Source organism: Comamonas testosteroni (assembly GCF_014076415.1).
Lineage (GTDB): Bacteria > Pseudomonadota > Gammaproteobacteria > Burkholderiales > Burkholderiaceae_C > Comamonas > Comamonas testosteroni_F.
Genome location: NZ_CP043568.1, coordinates 3469431 through 3483094 on the forward strand (window position 1 = coordinate 3469431; position 13664 = coordinate 3483094).

Below are 13664 nucleotides of genomic sequence, written 5' to 3' on the forward strand. Positions count from 1 at the left end.
GATCATGTCGCTGCTCTGTGCACGGCTGAACCCGCCACTGCGCGACTGGCAGGGTCGCTCGGCCTGGATTCTGGGAGCCTCCTCGGGCATAGGTCGCGCCACGGCCGACGCGCTGCACAGGCGGGGAGCCAGGGTGATCGTTTCCGCGCGCCAGGGCGACGCCCTGCGGGATTTCGTGCGCAGCCACGACGGCTGTCTGGCCCTGCCACTGGACGTGACCGACGCCGCTGCCGTGACTGCAGCAGCCCGGGAGGTGCAGGTTCATTGCGGCAAGGCTCCCGACCTGATTCTCTATTGCGCAGGCCGCTACAAGCCCCAACGCGCCACGGAGTTCGAGCTCCCCGAAATGCAGCGCCACCTGGCCGTGAACTATGGCGGCGCCCTGCATTTGCTCGATGCCGTGCTTCCGATGCTGCTTGCGGCGGGGCAAGGCCATCTGGCACTGGTCGGCTCGGTGGCCGGCTATCGCGGGCTGCCGATGTCCCTTGCCTACGGCCCGACCAAGGCAGCACTCAACAACCTGGCCGAAAACCTCTATCTGGACCTGCACGACCGGGGGCTGGGCGTATCCATCATCAACCCCGGCTTTGTCGATACACCGCTGACGGCGCAGAACCAATTCAGCATGCCCGCACTGATCGATGCCGACGAGGCCGCCCGGCATATGCTGCAAGGCTGGGCCCTGGGACGTTTCGAGATGAATTTTCCGCGACGCTTCACCCGCTGGATGCGTCTGCTGCGCTGCCTGCCCGATGCCTGGTACTTCTTGGCTGTGCGCCGCATCACCGGCAACTGACTGCCTGGTCCTGCGCGAGCTGCTGAGGCTGAGCAAACGCTCTGCCACGGAGTCATGCTCTTGGGCACACGGCGCCCGCCAGGTTCCAATGGCTCGCACGCGAGCCCGAACACCACAGGTCTGAAGCAGCTCGGCATGCATCAACAGGATGAATGCGGCCCGCAGCCCAAAACAAAAAGCCCTCTTGAATCAGTGATTCAAGAGGGCTTGCTATCTGGTGGGTGATACATGGATCGAACATGTGACCCCTGCCGTGTGAAGGCAGTGCTCTACCGCTGAGCTAATCACCCGATGAGCGTCATTGTATCAGGGATTGGCGCTCACATTTTCAAAGCTGCGCCAAGCGGTCTTGCCGCCGCTTGATTTATCCATCTGCTTGAGCACATCGTCGTGGGCCGCCTGCTCCTGCTCGTTGGCACGCAGCACCGGCAGCTTGAAGCTGCTCAGGTCCACAGAGGCAACGATCATCGTCCCGGCCGCCGGGGCATCTGCAGGCTCCTCTGTCATGAGCAAGGCATCTTGCCCGCGCGTCAAATTGATGTAGACATCCGCCAGCAGCTCCGCATCGAGCAAGGCACCGTGCAGCGTACGGTTGGAGTTGTCGACACCCAGACGATCACACAACGAGTCCAGCGAGTTGCGCTTGCCCGGGTACATCTCCTTGGCCATGACCAGGGTGTCAATGACGCCCCCCACGCACTGCTTGAGCGGCGGACGCCTGGCCAGCTTGAGCTCGTTGTTCAGAAAGCCCAGGTCGAACGGTGCATTGTGGATGATGAGTTCTGCGCCTTGCAGATACTCCCAGATCTCGTCGATCTTCTCCTCGAAGCGCGGCTTGTCCTTGAGGAACTCCGTGGTGATGCCGTGCACGCGCAAGGCATCGGGGTGGCTGTCGCGACCCGCATTGAAGTACAGATGCAGATTGTTGCCGGTGAGCTTGCGGTTGACCAGCTCCACGCAGCCCAGCTCGATCAGACGATCGCCATCGATGGCCGACAGGCCGGTGGTTTCCGTATCCAGAACAATTTGGCGCGACATTCAATTTCTCCCAATTACCTGCGGCGCTCACATCGCCCAACAATTTCTAAAACAAGCGCGCACCAAGGCCAGGACACCGAGGTAGCGCCGCCGCGCTCCGAGGGTGTCGTCCCCCTCCGCGTAGAGAGAGGGGAAGGCGCAAAGCGCCTCAGGGGGTGCTTAATGATTCTCTTTGGCGTGATTGATGGAGTACTTGGGGATCTCCACCGTCACATTCTCGCGCGCCAGAATGGCTTGGCAGGACAGGCGCGACTGAGGCTGCAGGCCCCAGGCCTTGTCGAGCAGGTCCTCTTCCTCTTCCTCCGCCTCGTTCAGGGAGTTGAAGCCCTCCTTGACGATGACATGGCAGGTCGTGCAGGCGCAGCTCATATCACAGGCATGCTCGATATTGATGCCGTTGTCCAGCATGGCTTCACAGATCGAAGTGCCGACGGGAGCTTCGATCTCTGTACCGTTGGGGCAGTACTCGGCGTGAGGAAGAATTTTGATGATGGGCATTGTTCTGTTTATGAATTAAATGGTGTTGACACTCTTGCCAGCCAGCGCCTGCTGGATGCTGCGATTCATGCGTTCGGCCGCAAACGACTCGGTTCCCTTGGCCAGGGCCTGCGTCGCGCCTTCCACAACGGCCGGATCATCGCTGGCGACGGCCGCGCGTAGCGCTGTCATCAGGCCCTCGATGCTGTCGCGCTGCTCGGCGCTGAGCACATCCCCGTCCACGTCCAGCGCGCTCTGCGTGGCCAGCAGCATGCGATCGGCATCCACGCGGGCCTCGACCAGGGCGCGGGCTTTCATGTCTTCCTGGGCCGTGGCAAAACCGTCCTGCAGCATCTGGGCGATCTGGTCGTCGGAAATGCCGTAGGAAGGCTTGACATTGATATGTGCTTCGACGCCGCTGGTCTGCTCCTTGGCGCTGACGGACAGCAGGCCGTCGGCATCGACCGTGAAGGTCACGCGGATGCGCGCCGCACCGGCAGCCATGGGCGGAATGCCGCGCAGCTCGAAACGCGCCAGACTGCGGCAGTCCGCCACCAGATCACGCTCGCCTTGCACCACATGAATGGCCAGAGCGGTCTGACCGTCCTTGTACGTCGTGAAATCCTGCGCACGAGCCGTGGGAATGGTCTCGTTGCGCGTGATGATGCGCTCGGACAGGCCACCCATGGTTTCCACACCCAGCGACAGCGGGATCACATCCAGCAGCAGCAGGTCGCCGGCGGTATTGTTGCCGGCCAGTTGATTGGCCTGAATGGCAGCGCCCAAGGCCACCACTTCGTCGGGGTTGAGATTGGTCAGCGGCTCGCTGCCAAAGAAGTCGGCCACGGCCTGGCGAATCTGGGGCATGCGGGTGGAGCCGCCGACCATGACCACGCCCTGCACCTCATCGCGGCCCAGGCCTGCATCCTTGAGCGCGCGGCGCACGGCCGCAAGGCTCTTACTGGTTAAGTGAGCAGTCAGCGCAATGAACTCCTCACGCTTGACATCAAAAGACACTGAACCCGAGGAAACATCAGCGGTAAACGCTACAACTTCTGATTCAGTCAGGGCCTGCTTGCAATGGCGCGCAGCAATGCGCCAGGCGGTCTTGTCTGCTGCCGACTCCAGCTGCGTGCCGGTCTTCTCCGCCACCCAGGCTGCCAGCGCGTCATCGTAGTCATCGCCGCCCAATGCCGAGTCACCACCTGTGGCGATCACTTCGAACACGCCTTGCGAAAGACGCAGCACCGAGATATCGAAGGTGCCGCCACCCAGATCGTAGACGGCATAGACGCCCTCTGCCGCGTTGTCCAGGCCGTAGGCAATGGCTGCCGCAGTGGGCTCGTTGATCAGGCGCAGCAGATTGATGCCGGCCAGCTTGGCCGCATCCTTGGTGGCCTGACGCTGAGCATCGTCAAAGTACGCAGGCACGGTGATGACTGCACCATAGAGATCGTCGTCAAACGTGTCTTCGGCACGGAAACGCAAAGTTGCCAGAATTTCGGCACTGATTTCCACGGCCGTCTTGGCGCCGTCCACGGTTTCGACGGAGATGACGCTGCTGTCATCGGTCTTGAAGCGATAAGGCAGCTTCTCGGGCGATTCGATATCGGCCAGGCTTCGCCCCATGAAGCGCTTGGCCGAGCTGATAGTGTTGGCAGCATCCTGCGACTGTGCGGCCTTGGCATCAAAACCGATCTGTCGGCGGCCCATTTCCATGTAACGCACCACCGATGGCAGCAGCACACGCCCCTGATCGTCGGGCAGGCATTCGGCCACGCCGTTGCGCACTGCAGCGACCAGAGAGTGCGTGGTGCCCAGGTCGATACCTACTGCAATGCGTCGCTGGTGGGGATCGGGGGATTGGCCGGGCTCGGAAATCTGCAAAAGCGCCATGAAATTCTTCTTTTGAAACATCAGAGGCCAGCGTGGCTGGCCCGCTCAAGGTGGATACGCTGCGTGCCTGGGGCACGGCGCGTTGCTCTGGCTCTTATTGTCCCAGTTGATCGCGACGGCGATCCACATCTTGCGCAAATCGCGCAACAAACATGAGGGCTCTCACCTGCTGCACGGCAGCGGCGGCATCGCCAGCCTCGTCCAGCAACCGGCCACATTCGCCAAGCATCTGCTTTTTGGCAGCGAGCATCTCGGCCTCCAGAGCATCGAGCTCCTGCTCGCTGGCAGCGTCTTCCAGCGCTTCGCGCCACTCCATCTGCTGCATCAGAAATGCCGCAGGCATGGCCGTGTTGTCTTCGGCCCGCACCGGTGCTCCCGCCAGCTCGCACAGATAGGCGGCGCGCTTGAGCGGATCCTTGAGGCGCTGATAGGCCTCATTGATACGCACCGACCATTGCATGGCTACACGCTGTGCAGCTGCGCCCTGGGCGGCAAAGCGGTCGGGGTGCGCTTCGCGCTGCAGCTCTTTCCAGCGTGCGTCGATCTGGCTGCGCTCCTGCGCAAACTTGCGCGGCAGGCCAAACAATTCAAAGTCGTCAGATTGCAGATTCATGGCATTAAAAAACCGCCTGCAGCAAAGCTGAGGCGGTTCCGTTCTTACGCTTGGGCGCTTCACACGCCAGGGACACCGAGCAAGAGCCGCCTCGCAGCGAAGGTGTCGTCCTCTTGGGAGGAAGGCGCGAAGCGACTCAGGGGGAAATCAAATCCTGAAACTCTCGCCACAACCGCAGCGATCACGCTCATTGGGATTGTGGAACTTGAAGCCCTCGTTCAGGCCTTCGCGCACAAAATCCAGTTCCGTGCCATCGATATAGGCCAGGCTCTTGGGGTCGATCAGCACCTTGATGCCATGGTCTTCAAACACCACGTCATCGGGCTGGACTTCGTCCACATACTCCAGCTTGTAGGCCAAGCCGGAACAGCCCGTGGTCTTCACGCCGAGGCGCACGCCAATCCCCTTGCCGCGACGCGAAAGGTAGCGGTTCACATGACGGGCAGCCGCCTCGGTCATTGAGATGGCCATGGCCTTAGGCTTCCGTCGCCGTGCGCTTTGCGCGGTAGTCGTTCACGGCTGCCTTGATGGCATCTTCAGCCAGGATGGAGCAGTGAACCTTGACCGGTGGCAGCGCCAGCTCTTCGGCGATCTGGCTGTTCTTCAGGGCTGCAGCCTCATCCAGCGTCTTGCCCTTGACCCATTCGGTCACCAACGAAGACGAGGCGATGGCAGAGCCGCAGCCATAGGTCTTGAAGCGTGCATCTTCGATCACGCCGGTGGCAGGATTGACCTTGATCTGCAGCTTCATCACGTCGCCGCAAGCGGGCGCACCCACCATACCCGTGCCCACGGAGTCATCGCTCTTGTCGAACGAGCCCACGTTGCGGGGGTTTTCATAGTGGTCAACAACTTTTTCGGAGTAAGCCATGGTGTCTACCTCTTGAACTCTTTGTAATCTATGCTTAGTGTGCAGCCCATTGAATAGTGCTGAGGTCGATGCCGTCTTTGTACATCTCCCACAGAGGGCTCAGCTCGCGCAGCTTCAGCACGTTTTCGCGGATCGACTTGATCGCGTAGTCAATTTCTTCTTCCGTCGTGAAGCGACCAAAGGTCATGCGCAAAGAGCTGTGTGCCAGCTCATCGCTGCGGCCCAGGGCACGCAGCACATAGCTGGGCTCCAGGCTGGCGGATGTGCAGGCGGAACCCGAGGACACGGCCAGCCCCTTGATGCCCATGATCAACGATTCGCCTTCGACGAAGTTGAAGCTCATGTTCAGGTAATGGGGAACACCGTTGTCCATATCGCCGTTCACGAACACCTGTTCCAGATCCTTCAGACCATCGAGCAGACGCTGGCGCAGCGCACGTGCGTGCTCCATATCCTTGGCCATCTCCTCCTTGGCAATGCGGAAGGCTTCGCCCATGCCCACGATCTGGTGGGTTGCCAGCGTGCCGGAACGCATGCCGCGTTCATGACCGCCGCCGTGCATCTGAGCTTCCAGGCGCACGCGTGGCTTGCGGCGCACGTACAGAGCGCCGATACCCTTGGGGCCGTAGGTCTTGTGCGAAGCCAGGCTCATCAGGTCGATGGGCATGGTCTGCATGTTCAGCTCCATCTTGCCCGAAGCCTGAGCCGCATCGACGTGGAAGATGATGCCCTTCTCACGGCACAGAGCGCCAATGGTGTTCAGATCCTGAACCACACCGATCTCGTTGTTCACGGCCATCACGCTGGCGAGGATGGTGTCGGGGCGGATCGCGGCCTTGAACACTTCGATGTCCAGCAGACCGTTTTCCTGCACGTCCAGATAGCTGACTTCAAAGCCCTGGCGCTCCAGTTCACGCATGGTGTCCAGCACAGCCTTGTGCTCGGTCTTCACGGTGATCAGGTGCTTGCCCTTGCCTTGATAGAAATGCGCTGCGCCCTTGATGGCCAGGTTGTCCGACTCGGTCGCACCGCTGGTCCAGACGATTTCACGCGGATCGGCGCCAATCAGATCAGCCACCTGCTTGCGGGCCTTCTCGACGGCCTCTTCGGCTTCCCAGCCCCAGGCATGGCTGCGCGATGCGGCATTGCCAAAATGTTCACGCAGCCAGGGAATCATGGCGTCCGCCACGCGGGGATCCACCGGAGTGGTTGCACCGTAGTCGAGATAAATGGGAAAGTGCGGGGTCATGTCCATGACTGGCTCGTCTTGTTTTTGGCTGACAAATCGTGAGGAATCGATGCACCTTGTGGTGCCATCAGGGCGAAGAAACATGCCGCACAGCCATGCATGCATCCAGGCCCTGACTATCGGAGTCGGGCTTCATGCCGATCTGGTTGCCGCCCGAGCACTGCTCGAGCGGCCCCGGATCAGGATTTTGCGAAGGCGTTACCCAGGGCGAACACCGAGTTCGGTGCGTTCACACGGATGGGCTTGACCACGGGTGCTGTGGAGATGGCGCGGCGCACCACGGGCTTGTCCTCGATCTGGATGCCCTTGGCCAGTTGCTCGTCCACCAGCTTTTGCAAAGTGACGGAGTCCAGGAATTCCACCATGCGCTGATTCAGAGCTGCCCACAGCTCATGGGTCATGCAGCGGCCGGCTTCGCCCAGACAGTTTTCCTTGCCACCGCACTGGGTCGCATCAATGGGTTCATCCACCGAGACGATGATGTCGGCCACGGTGATGTCTGTCGCCTTGCGGGCCAGGGTGTAGCCGCCGCCGGGGCCACGGGTGGATTCCACCAGTTCGTGACGACGCAGCTTGCCAAACAACTGTTCCAGATAGGACAGCGAAATCTGCTGACGCTGGCTGATGGCAGCCAGGGTCACAGGGCCATTGTTCTGGCGCAGTGCCAGGTCGATCATCGCGGTGACCGCAAAGCGGCCTTTGGTCGTAAGACGCATACGAGCTCCTTCAGTCAGGATTGTTCGTTACAGAAACGCACGCCCGGTCACAGTACCTAGACGAGCACAGTCTCCGCCCTTACTCCGTCCTGTGATTAGGTTCAGAGCCCTTCTGTGAGGGAAGTTTGTTGTTGAGTGTTTGACGTGAGTATATCACATTCCCCATCAATTTTGTCGGGTAACAGCGTGCACTCACGTAATAACCCCGAGAGTTGCGAAGAAATATTCCTACGGTGCAGCCCCGAACAATTGCTGCTTGAGAAGCGAAAGCTGGTCTCGCACGCGCGCTGCCTGCTCGAATTCCAGGTTCCTGGCGTGCTCGAGCATTTGCTTCTCCAGACGCTTGATCTCCTTGGCAATGTCTTTCTCCGACATATCCTCGACACGTGCCTGCTGTAGTGCCTGCTCCTGCAGGCGTTCGGCCTCTTTGCCGCTCTTTTCGCTGTAGACACCATCAATCAGGTCTTTCACCCTCTTGACAATCTGCTTGGGCACGATTCCGTTGGCTTCATTGAAAGCCATCTGTTTTTCGCGGCGTCTTTCGGTTTCGCCGATGGCTTTCTTCATGGACTCGGTTATGCGATCCGCGTACAGAATCGCCTTGCCGTTGACGTTGCGCGCTGCGCGACCGATGGTCTGGATCAGGCTGCGCTCGGCACGCAGAAAACCTTCCTTGTCGGCGTCCAGGATCGCCACCAGCGAGACCTCGGGAATATCCAGGCCTTCGCGCAGCAAATTGATACCGACCAGCACATCGAAGGCCCCCAGACGCAGGTCGCGGATGATTTCCACTCGCTCCACCGTATCCACGTCGGAGTGCAGATAGCGCACCTTCACGCCGTTGTCGGTCAGGTATTCGGTCAGCTGCTCGGCCATGCGCTTGGTCAGCGTGGTGATGAGCACGCGTTCCTCCAGCTCCACGCGCTGGCGGATTTCCTGCAGCACATCGTCGACCTGGTGAATCGCCGGCCGCACTTCGATCTCGGGGTCGACCAGGCCGGTGGGGCGCACCACCTGCTCCACCACCTGCCCCGCGTGGGTCTTCTCGTACTCGGCGGGCGTGGCCGAGACAAACACCACCTGGCGCATGCGCTGCTCGAACTCCTCGAACTTGAGCGGGCGGTTGTCCAGCGCCGACGGCAGGCGAAAACCATATTCCACCAGCGTGGTCTTGCGCGCCCGGTCGCCGTTGTACATGGCGTTGAGCTGGCCGATCATCTGATGGCTCTCGTCGAGGAACATGATGGCGTCGCGCGGCAGATAGTCGGTCAGCGTGCTGGGCGGATCGCCGGGCTTGGAGGCCGAAAGATGGCGGGTGTAGTTCTCGATACCCTTGCAGTGCCCGACTTCGCTGAGCATTTCCAGATCGAAGCGCGTGCGCTGCTCCAGGCGCTGCGCCTCCACCAGCTTGCCCATGCCCACCAGCTGCTTGAGGCGCTCGGCCAGCTCTTCCTTGATGGTCTCCACGGCCGCCAGCACCTTGTCGCGCGGCGTCACGTAGTGGCTGCTGGGATAGATGGTGAAGCGCGGAATGCTCTGGCGCACCCGGCCGGTGAGCGGATCGAACAGCTGCAGGCTCTCGACCTCGTCGTCGAACAGCTCGATGCGCACGGCCAGCTCCGAATGCTCGGCCGGGAACACGTCGATGGTGTCGCCGCGCACGCGGAAGGTGCCGCGCGAGAAATCCTGGTCGTTGCGCTGGTACTGCATGCGGATCAGCTGCGCGATCGCATCACGCTGGTTGAGCGTGTCGCCCGCGCGCAGCGTCATGATCATGCGGTGGTAGCTCTCGGGCTCGCCGATGCCGTAGATGGCCGAGACGGTGGCCACGATCACCACATCGCGCCGCTCCATGATGCTCTTGGTGCAGGACAGGCGCATCTGCTCGATGTGCTCGTTGATGGCGCTGTCCTTTTCGATGAACAGGTCGCGCTGGGGCACATAGGCTTCAGGCTGGTAGTAGTCGTAGTAGCTGACGAAGTACTCGACCGCGTTTTTCGGGAAAAACTCCCTGAACTCCGAGTACAGCTGTGCCGCCAGTGTCTTGTTGGGCGCAAACACGATGGCGGGCTTGCCCAGGCGCGCGATCACGTTGGCCATGGTGAAGGTCTTGCCCGAGCCCGTCACGCCCAGCAGCGTCTGGAAGGACTCGCCGTCATTGACGCCTTCGACCAGTTTTTCGATGGCCGCAGGCTGATCCCCCGCCGGTGGATAGGGCTGGAACAGCTCGAACGGCGAGTCCGGGTATTGCACGAAACGGCCTTGCGGCTCGGCATTCATATTTTGTTCTTGCATGATCTCATGTCCATGACGCATAGGGTAAGCGCGGAGTAGAATGGCAGCCCAACCCTCAAGCCTAACCTAGGCTGATGCGTTTTTTCGAGCACCGGGCAATGCCCTGCCCGTCTGACGCGCTCGGAGCAGTAGCTGGGGGTGACCTGACTTATTTCCATCCCTCAAGGATTTTTTCATGTCTCTGTTTACCGCCGTCGAAATGGCCCCCCGCGACCCCATCCTGGGTCTGAACGAGCAATTCAACGCTGACTCCAACCCCAACAAAGTGAACCTGGGCGTGGGCGTGTACTTCGACGACAACGGCAAGCTGCCCCTGCTGGAGTGCGTGCAGGCCGCCGAGAAGGCCATGATGGAAAAGCCCACCGCCCGTGGCTATCTGCCCATCGACGGTATCGCCGCCTATGACAACGGCGTCAAGGCCCTGGTGTTCGGTGCCGAATCGGACGTGGTCAAGTCCGGCCGCGTGGCCACCGTGCAGGCCATCGGCGGCACCGGCGGTCTGAAGATCGGCGCCGACTTCCTCAAGAAGCTCAACCCCAACGCCAAGGTCCTGATCTCCAACCCCAGCTGGGAGAACCACAAGGCCATCTTCACCAACGCTGGTTTTGAAGTCGGCACCTACGCTTACTACGATGCAGCGACCCGCTCCATCGACTTCGCCGGCATGCTGGCCGACCTGAACGCTGCCGCTGCCGGCACCGTGGTCGTGCTGCACGCCTGCTGCCACAACCCCACCGGCTACGACATCACTGCCGCTCAGTGGGATGAAGTGATTGCCGTCGTCAAGGCCAAGGGCCTGGTCGCCTTCCTGGACATGGCCTACCAGGGCTTCGGCCACGGTATCGCCGAAGACGGCGCCGTGATCGGCAAGTTCGTGGCTGCCGGCCTGAACATCTTCGTGTCGACTTCGTTCTCCAAGAGCTTCAGCCTGTATGGCGAGCGCGTGGGGGCCCTGTCCGTGGTGGCCTCCGACAAGGAAGAGGCCGCTCGCGTGCTGTCGCAGCTGAAGATCGTCATCCGCACCAACTACTCCAACCCTCCCACCCATGGCGGCGCCGTGGTGGCAGCGGTGCTGAACAACCCCGAGCTGCACGCTCTGTGGGAAAAGGAACTGGGCGAGATGCGTGTGCGCATCAAGGCCATGCGCCAGAAGCTGGTCGACGGCCTGAAGGCTGCCGGCGTGACCCAGGACATGTCCTTCATCACCACCCAGATCGGCATGTTCTCGTACTCCGGCCTGTCCAAGGACCAGATGGTGCGCCTGCGCTCCGAGTTCGGCGTGTACGGCACCGACACCGGCCGCATGTGCGTGGCCGCGCTGAACAGCAAGAACATCGACTATGTCTGCAAGGCCATCGCCGCCGTGATCTAAGCTCACGATTCGGGGCTTCGGCCCTGAAGACCAAAGAGCAACGGATTAAAAGTCCGTTGCTCTTTTTTTATGGCCGCTTCAGGTCTACCTATTAATTGATAGCTTCCAGCGCCCTGCCCATATTGTTTTCAGATAGAAAAGCATCTAAAAACCTTTTGAATCAAGCGCAGCAAGCTACCAAAATATTGATCAGGCGCTCAACCCCCAGATGGCCGAGCGCATGGAGAGCGCCGCATACTGGTAGGCCGTGTTGAACACGCGCGGCGCTTCGCCCTCCTGCACGGCCCCTGCCGCATACAGCAGGGGCAGATAGTGGTCGTGCGTGGGATGGGCCAGACGGGCCTGCGGCCCCCAGTCCAGAAAGGTGCTCAGATCAGCCAGATTGCCGCTGTCCAGGCGCTGCTGCACTTCGGTGTCGAACTGTATCGTCCAGTCATAGGCCTGGTTGTCGCTGGCACCGCGCTGCATGGCGCGCAGGTTGTGCACGATATTGCCGCTGCCCACGATCAGCACGCCGCGCTCGCGCAGCGCACGCAGCTGGCGGCCCATCTCGAAATGCTTTTCGGGCGCCAGCCCATAGGGCATGCTCAGCTGCATGACGGGAATGCTGGCCTCGGGGAACATGGGCAGCAGCACCGACCAGGTTCCGTGGTCAAAACCCCATTTCTGGTCCACCAGCAGGGCTGATCCGTCCAGCGGCGACTGCAGCTCGGCCGCCAGCTGCCTGGCCACCTCGGGCGCGCCGGGGGCGGGATATTGCTGATCGAACAGCTCTTGCGGAAAGCCACCGAAGTCATGAATCGTGCGCGGCTGGGCCATGCCGGTCAGCGCCCAGTCGGACTCGGTCAGCCAATGGGCCGAGATGCAGAGAATCAGTTGCGGCGCAATGCCCTTGGCTGTCAGCTCCTGGCCCAGCGCCTTCCAGCTCTGGCGCCAGTGCGTGTCCTCGATCACATTCATGGGACTGCCATGGCCGAGGAACATCACCGGCATGCGCGGCGAAGGCTTGAGCTGCTGCAGCAGCTGCTCGGGCAACAGGGAAGAAGAAGTGGAGTTCATGGAAAAAGCCTTCCAGCCCCCGCCGGCTGCCAGCACGGAGGCTGCGCCCAGGGACAAAAGCGTACGTCTACGCATCTCGGTCAATCGAACACGCCCCTAGGGGCATTTTTTTTACAGATAGCGCAAGCTTGCCACAGCGCAACAGCGCCTGAAAGCATCGCCACCGCAACAGACTGTCCTGAAAGTGCCAGTGCCGGGGGCCGGCTTGCACTACAACAGCAGTTGAACAAGCACGACTCACCTCAAACAGGCTCAGGCAAGGGCTTCGCCTCAAGGAAACCATCCTGATGCCACCCTGGCTTGCACAAGCCCAGACAAGGAATACTCCCACTCATGCCCAGCACCACCATTCAGCCCCTGCAAGGAATTCGCATACTCAGCCTGGCTCTGAACCTGCCCGGCCCTGCCGCCCTGTGGCGCTGTGCCGGCATGGGAGCCGATTGCCGCAAGCTTGAGCCTCTGGCCCCCGGCGCAGGCCGCAGCGCCGACCCCATGGGCCTCTACTGCCCCGATGCCTACGCGCAGATGCATGACAAGGTGCAAACCCTGCAGGCCGATCTCAAGACTGCCGAAGGCCAGGCCAGCCTGCATGCGCAACTGGCGCAAACCGATGTGCTGCTGACCTCGTTCCGTCCCTCGGCCCTGAGCAAGCTGGGCCTGGGCTGGGAAACCCTGCAGCAGCGCTACCCCCGACTGTCGCTGGTGCGCGTGGTTGGCAGCGCCGGCGAACTGGCAGATGTCCCTGGCCACGACCTCACCTATCAGGCCGAAGCGGGCCTCGTTCACAGCACCGCCCTGCCCCCCAGCCTGTTTGCCGATATGGCGGGGGCGCTGATGGCCAGCGAGGCCGTACTCCAGGCCGTACTCGTCAGCAGCCGCAGCGGGCACGGCATCCTGCGCGAAGTCGGACTGGCCCAGGCCGCGCAATGGCTGGCCCTGCCCTGGCACTGGGGCCTGACCCAGCCCACGGGCGATGTCGGCGGCGCCCATGCGGGCTACCGCATATATCCCTGCGCCGACGGCATCGTGGCCGTGGCCGCGCTGGAGCCTCACTTTGCCCAGCGTCTGTGCGAAGCGGCAGACCTGCCCTTCGGCCATCCCACCGATATGCGCAAGCCCGAAATCCATCAAGGCGTGGCCCGGTTTCTGGCAGCCCGCAGCTGCGCGCAACTGATGCAGCTGGCGCAGGACAGGGATATTCCACTGCACGCCCTGTCCCAAACCTGAAGCAAACCAGAACCTGTTTACGCTCCCCCTCCGCGCCAGGGCCTTCGCGGGATGG

General features: G+C 61.6%; 13 protein-coding genes and 1 tRNA gene. 3 read left to right on the top strand and 11 right to left on the bottom strand.

Going from position 1 to position 13664, the window contains the following annotated elements:
- Positions 1-4: 4 nt before the first annotated feature.
- Positions 5-796 (top strand): SDR family NAD(P)-dependent oxidoreductase, encoded by a 792-nt coding sequence (locus F0P97_RS15910; RefSeq protein ID WP_182283073.1) that lies wholly within the window; start codon positions 5-7, stop codon positions 794-796.
- 215 nt (positions 797-1011) lie between these two features.
- Here the strand turns inward: F0P97_RS15910 and F0P97_RS15915 are convergent.
- The 10 genes from F0P97_RS15915 to uvrB all read right to left on the bottom strand — a co-directional run bounded on the left by F0P97_RS15915 (position 1012) and on the right by uvrB (position 9951).
- Positions 1012-1086 (bottom strand) — tRNA-Val (locus F0P97_RS15915).
- Between the two features lie 16 nt (positions 1087-1102).
- Entirely contained in the window at positions 1103-1834 is a 732-nt protein-coding gene (gene dnaQ / locus F0P97_RS15920) for a DNA polymerase III subunit epsilon (RefSeq protein WP_182283074.1), read from the bottom strand.
- 159 nt (positions 1835-1993) lie between these two features.
- A complete protein-coding gene (fdx, locus tag F0P97_RS15925; RefSeq protein ID WP_003054218.1) occupies positions 1994-2332 on the bottom strand; it encodes an ISC system 2Fe-2S type ferredoxin in 339 nt (112 codons plus the stop codon).
- A 15-nt stretch (positions 2333-2347) separates the two neighbouring features.
- Positions 2348-4207, bottom strand: coding sequence for a Fe-S protein assembly chaperone HscA (hscA, locus tag F0P97_RS15930; protein WP_182283075.1), 1860 nt, complete (start codon positions 4205-4207; stop codon positions 2348-2350).
- Between the two features lie 94 nt (positions 4208-4301).
- Positions 4302-4820 (bottom strand): Fe-S protein assembly co-chaperone HscB, encoded by a 519-nt coding sequence (hscB, locus tag F0P97_RS15935; RefSeq protein ID WP_182283076.1) that lies wholly within the window; start codon positions 4818-4820, stop codon positions 4302-4304.
- A gap of 147 nt (positions 4821-4967) precedes the next feature.
- Positions 4968-5291 carry an iron-sulfur cluster assembly protein IscA gene (gene iscA, locus F0P97_RS15940; RefSeq protein WP_003054214.1) on the bottom strand — a complete coding sequence of 108 codons (324 nt, stop codon included), beginning with the start codon at positions 5289-5291 and terminating at the stop codon, positions 4968-4970.
- Positions 5292-5295: 4 nt separating this feature from the next.
- Positions 5296-5691: a Fe-S cluster assembly scaffold IscU gene (gene iscU / locus F0P97_RS15945; RefSeq protein ID WP_003054213.1), complete on the bottom strand. Its 396-nt coding sequence runs from the start codon at positions 5689-5691 to the stop codon at positions 5296-5298.
- Positions 5692-5725: 34 nt separating this feature from the next.
- A complete protein-coding gene (locus tag F0P97_RS15950) occupies positions 5726-6946 on the bottom strand; it encodes an IscS subfamily cysteine desulfurase (protein ID WP_182283077.1) in 1221 nt (406 codons plus the stop codon).
- Between the two features lie 173 nt (positions 6947-7119).
- Positions 7120-7656 carry a Fe-S cluster assembly transcriptional regulator IscR gene (gene iscR / locus F0P97_RS15955; RefSeq protein WP_003054211.1) on the bottom strand — a complete coding sequence of 179 codons (537 nt, stop codon included), beginning with the start codon at positions 7654-7656 and terminating at the stop codon, positions 7120-7122.
- Positions 7657-7884: 228 nt separating this feature from the next.
- Positions 7885-9951: an excinuclease ABC subunit UvrB gene (gene uvrB / locus F0P97_RS15960; protein WP_269780046.1), complete on the bottom strand. Its 2067-nt coding sequence runs from the start codon at positions 9949-9951 to the stop codon at positions 7885-7887.
- A gap of 175 nt (positions 9952-10126) precedes the next feature.
- Here uvrB and F0P97_RS15965 point away from each other — a divergent pair, with 175 nt between their 5' ends.
- A complete protein-coding gene (locus F0P97_RS15965) occupies positions 10127-11323 on the top strand; it encodes an amino acid aminotransferase (protein ID WP_003067573.1) in 1197 nt (398 codons plus the stop codon).
- Between the two features lie 189 nt (positions 11324-11512).
- On the opposite strand, the gene ygiD is transcribed toward F0P97_RS15965, so the two are convergent.
- Positions 11513-12439 carry a 4,5-DOPA dioxygenase extradiol gene (gene ygiD, locus F0P97_RS15970; protein ID WP_182287220.1) on the bottom strand — a complete coding sequence of 309 codons (927 nt, stop codon included), beginning with the start codon at positions 12437-12439 and terminating at the stop codon, positions 11513-11515.
- A gap of 276 nt (positions 12440-12715) precedes the next feature.
- Here ygiD and F0P97_RS15975 point away from each other — a divergent pair, with 276 nt between their 5' ends.
- Entirely contained in the window at positions 12716-13609 is an 894-nt protein-coding gene (locus F0P97_RS15975) for a CoA transferase (protein ID WP_182283078.1), read from the top strand.
- The last annotated feature ends 55 nt before the right edge of the window (positions 13610-13664 follow it).

Excerpts from the sequence above, each read along its gene's own strand:
- F0P97_RS15910 (WP_182283073.1), top strand. The coding sequence starts at position 5 with ATGTCGCTGCTCTGTGCACGGCTGAACCCGCCACTGCGCGACTGGCAG.
- dnaQ (WP_182283074.1), bottom strand. The coding sequence starts at position 1,834 with ATGTCGCGCCAAATTGTTCTGGATACGGAAACCACCGGCCTGTCGGCC.
- fdx (WP_003054218.1), bottom strand. The coding sequence starts at position 2,332 with ATGCCCATCATCAAAATTCTTCCTCACGCCGAGTACTGCCCCAACGGT.
- hscA (WP_182283075.1), bottom strand. The coding sequence starts at position 4,207 with ATGGCGCTTTTGCAGATTTCCGAGCCCGGCCAATCCCCCGATCCCCAC.
- hscB (WP_182283076.1), bottom strand. The coding sequence starts at position 4,820 with ATGAATCTGCAATCTGACGACTTTGAATTGTTTGGCCTGCCGCGCAAG.
- iscA (WP_003054214.1), bottom strand. The coding sequence starts at position 5,291 with ATGGCCATCTCAATGACCGAGGCGGCTGCCCGTCATGTGAACCGCTAC.
- iscU (WP_003054213.1), bottom strand. The coding sequence starts at position 5,691 with ATGGCTTACTCCGAAAAAGTTGTTGACCACTATGAAAACCCCCGCAAC.
- F0P97_RS15950 (WP_182283077.1), bottom strand. The coding sequence starts at position 6,946 with ATGGACATGACCCCGCACTTTCCCATTTATCTCGACTACGGTGCAACC.
- iscR (WP_003054211.1), bottom strand. The coding sequence starts at position 7,656 with ATGCGTCTTACGACCAAAGGCCGCTTTGCGGTCACCGCGATGATCGAC.
- uvrB (WP_269780046.1), bottom strand. The coding sequence starts at position 9,951 with ATGCAAGAACAAAATATGAATGCCGAGCCGCAAGGCCGTTTCGTGCAA.
- F0P97_RS15965 (WP_003067573.1), top strand. The coding sequence starts at position 10,127 with ATGTCTCTGTTTACCGCCGTCGAAATGGCCCCCCGCGACCCCATCCTG.
- F0P97_RS15975 (WP_182283078.1), top strand. The coding sequence starts at position 12,716 with ATGCCCAGCACCACCATTCAGCCCCTGCAAGGAATTCGCATACTCAGC.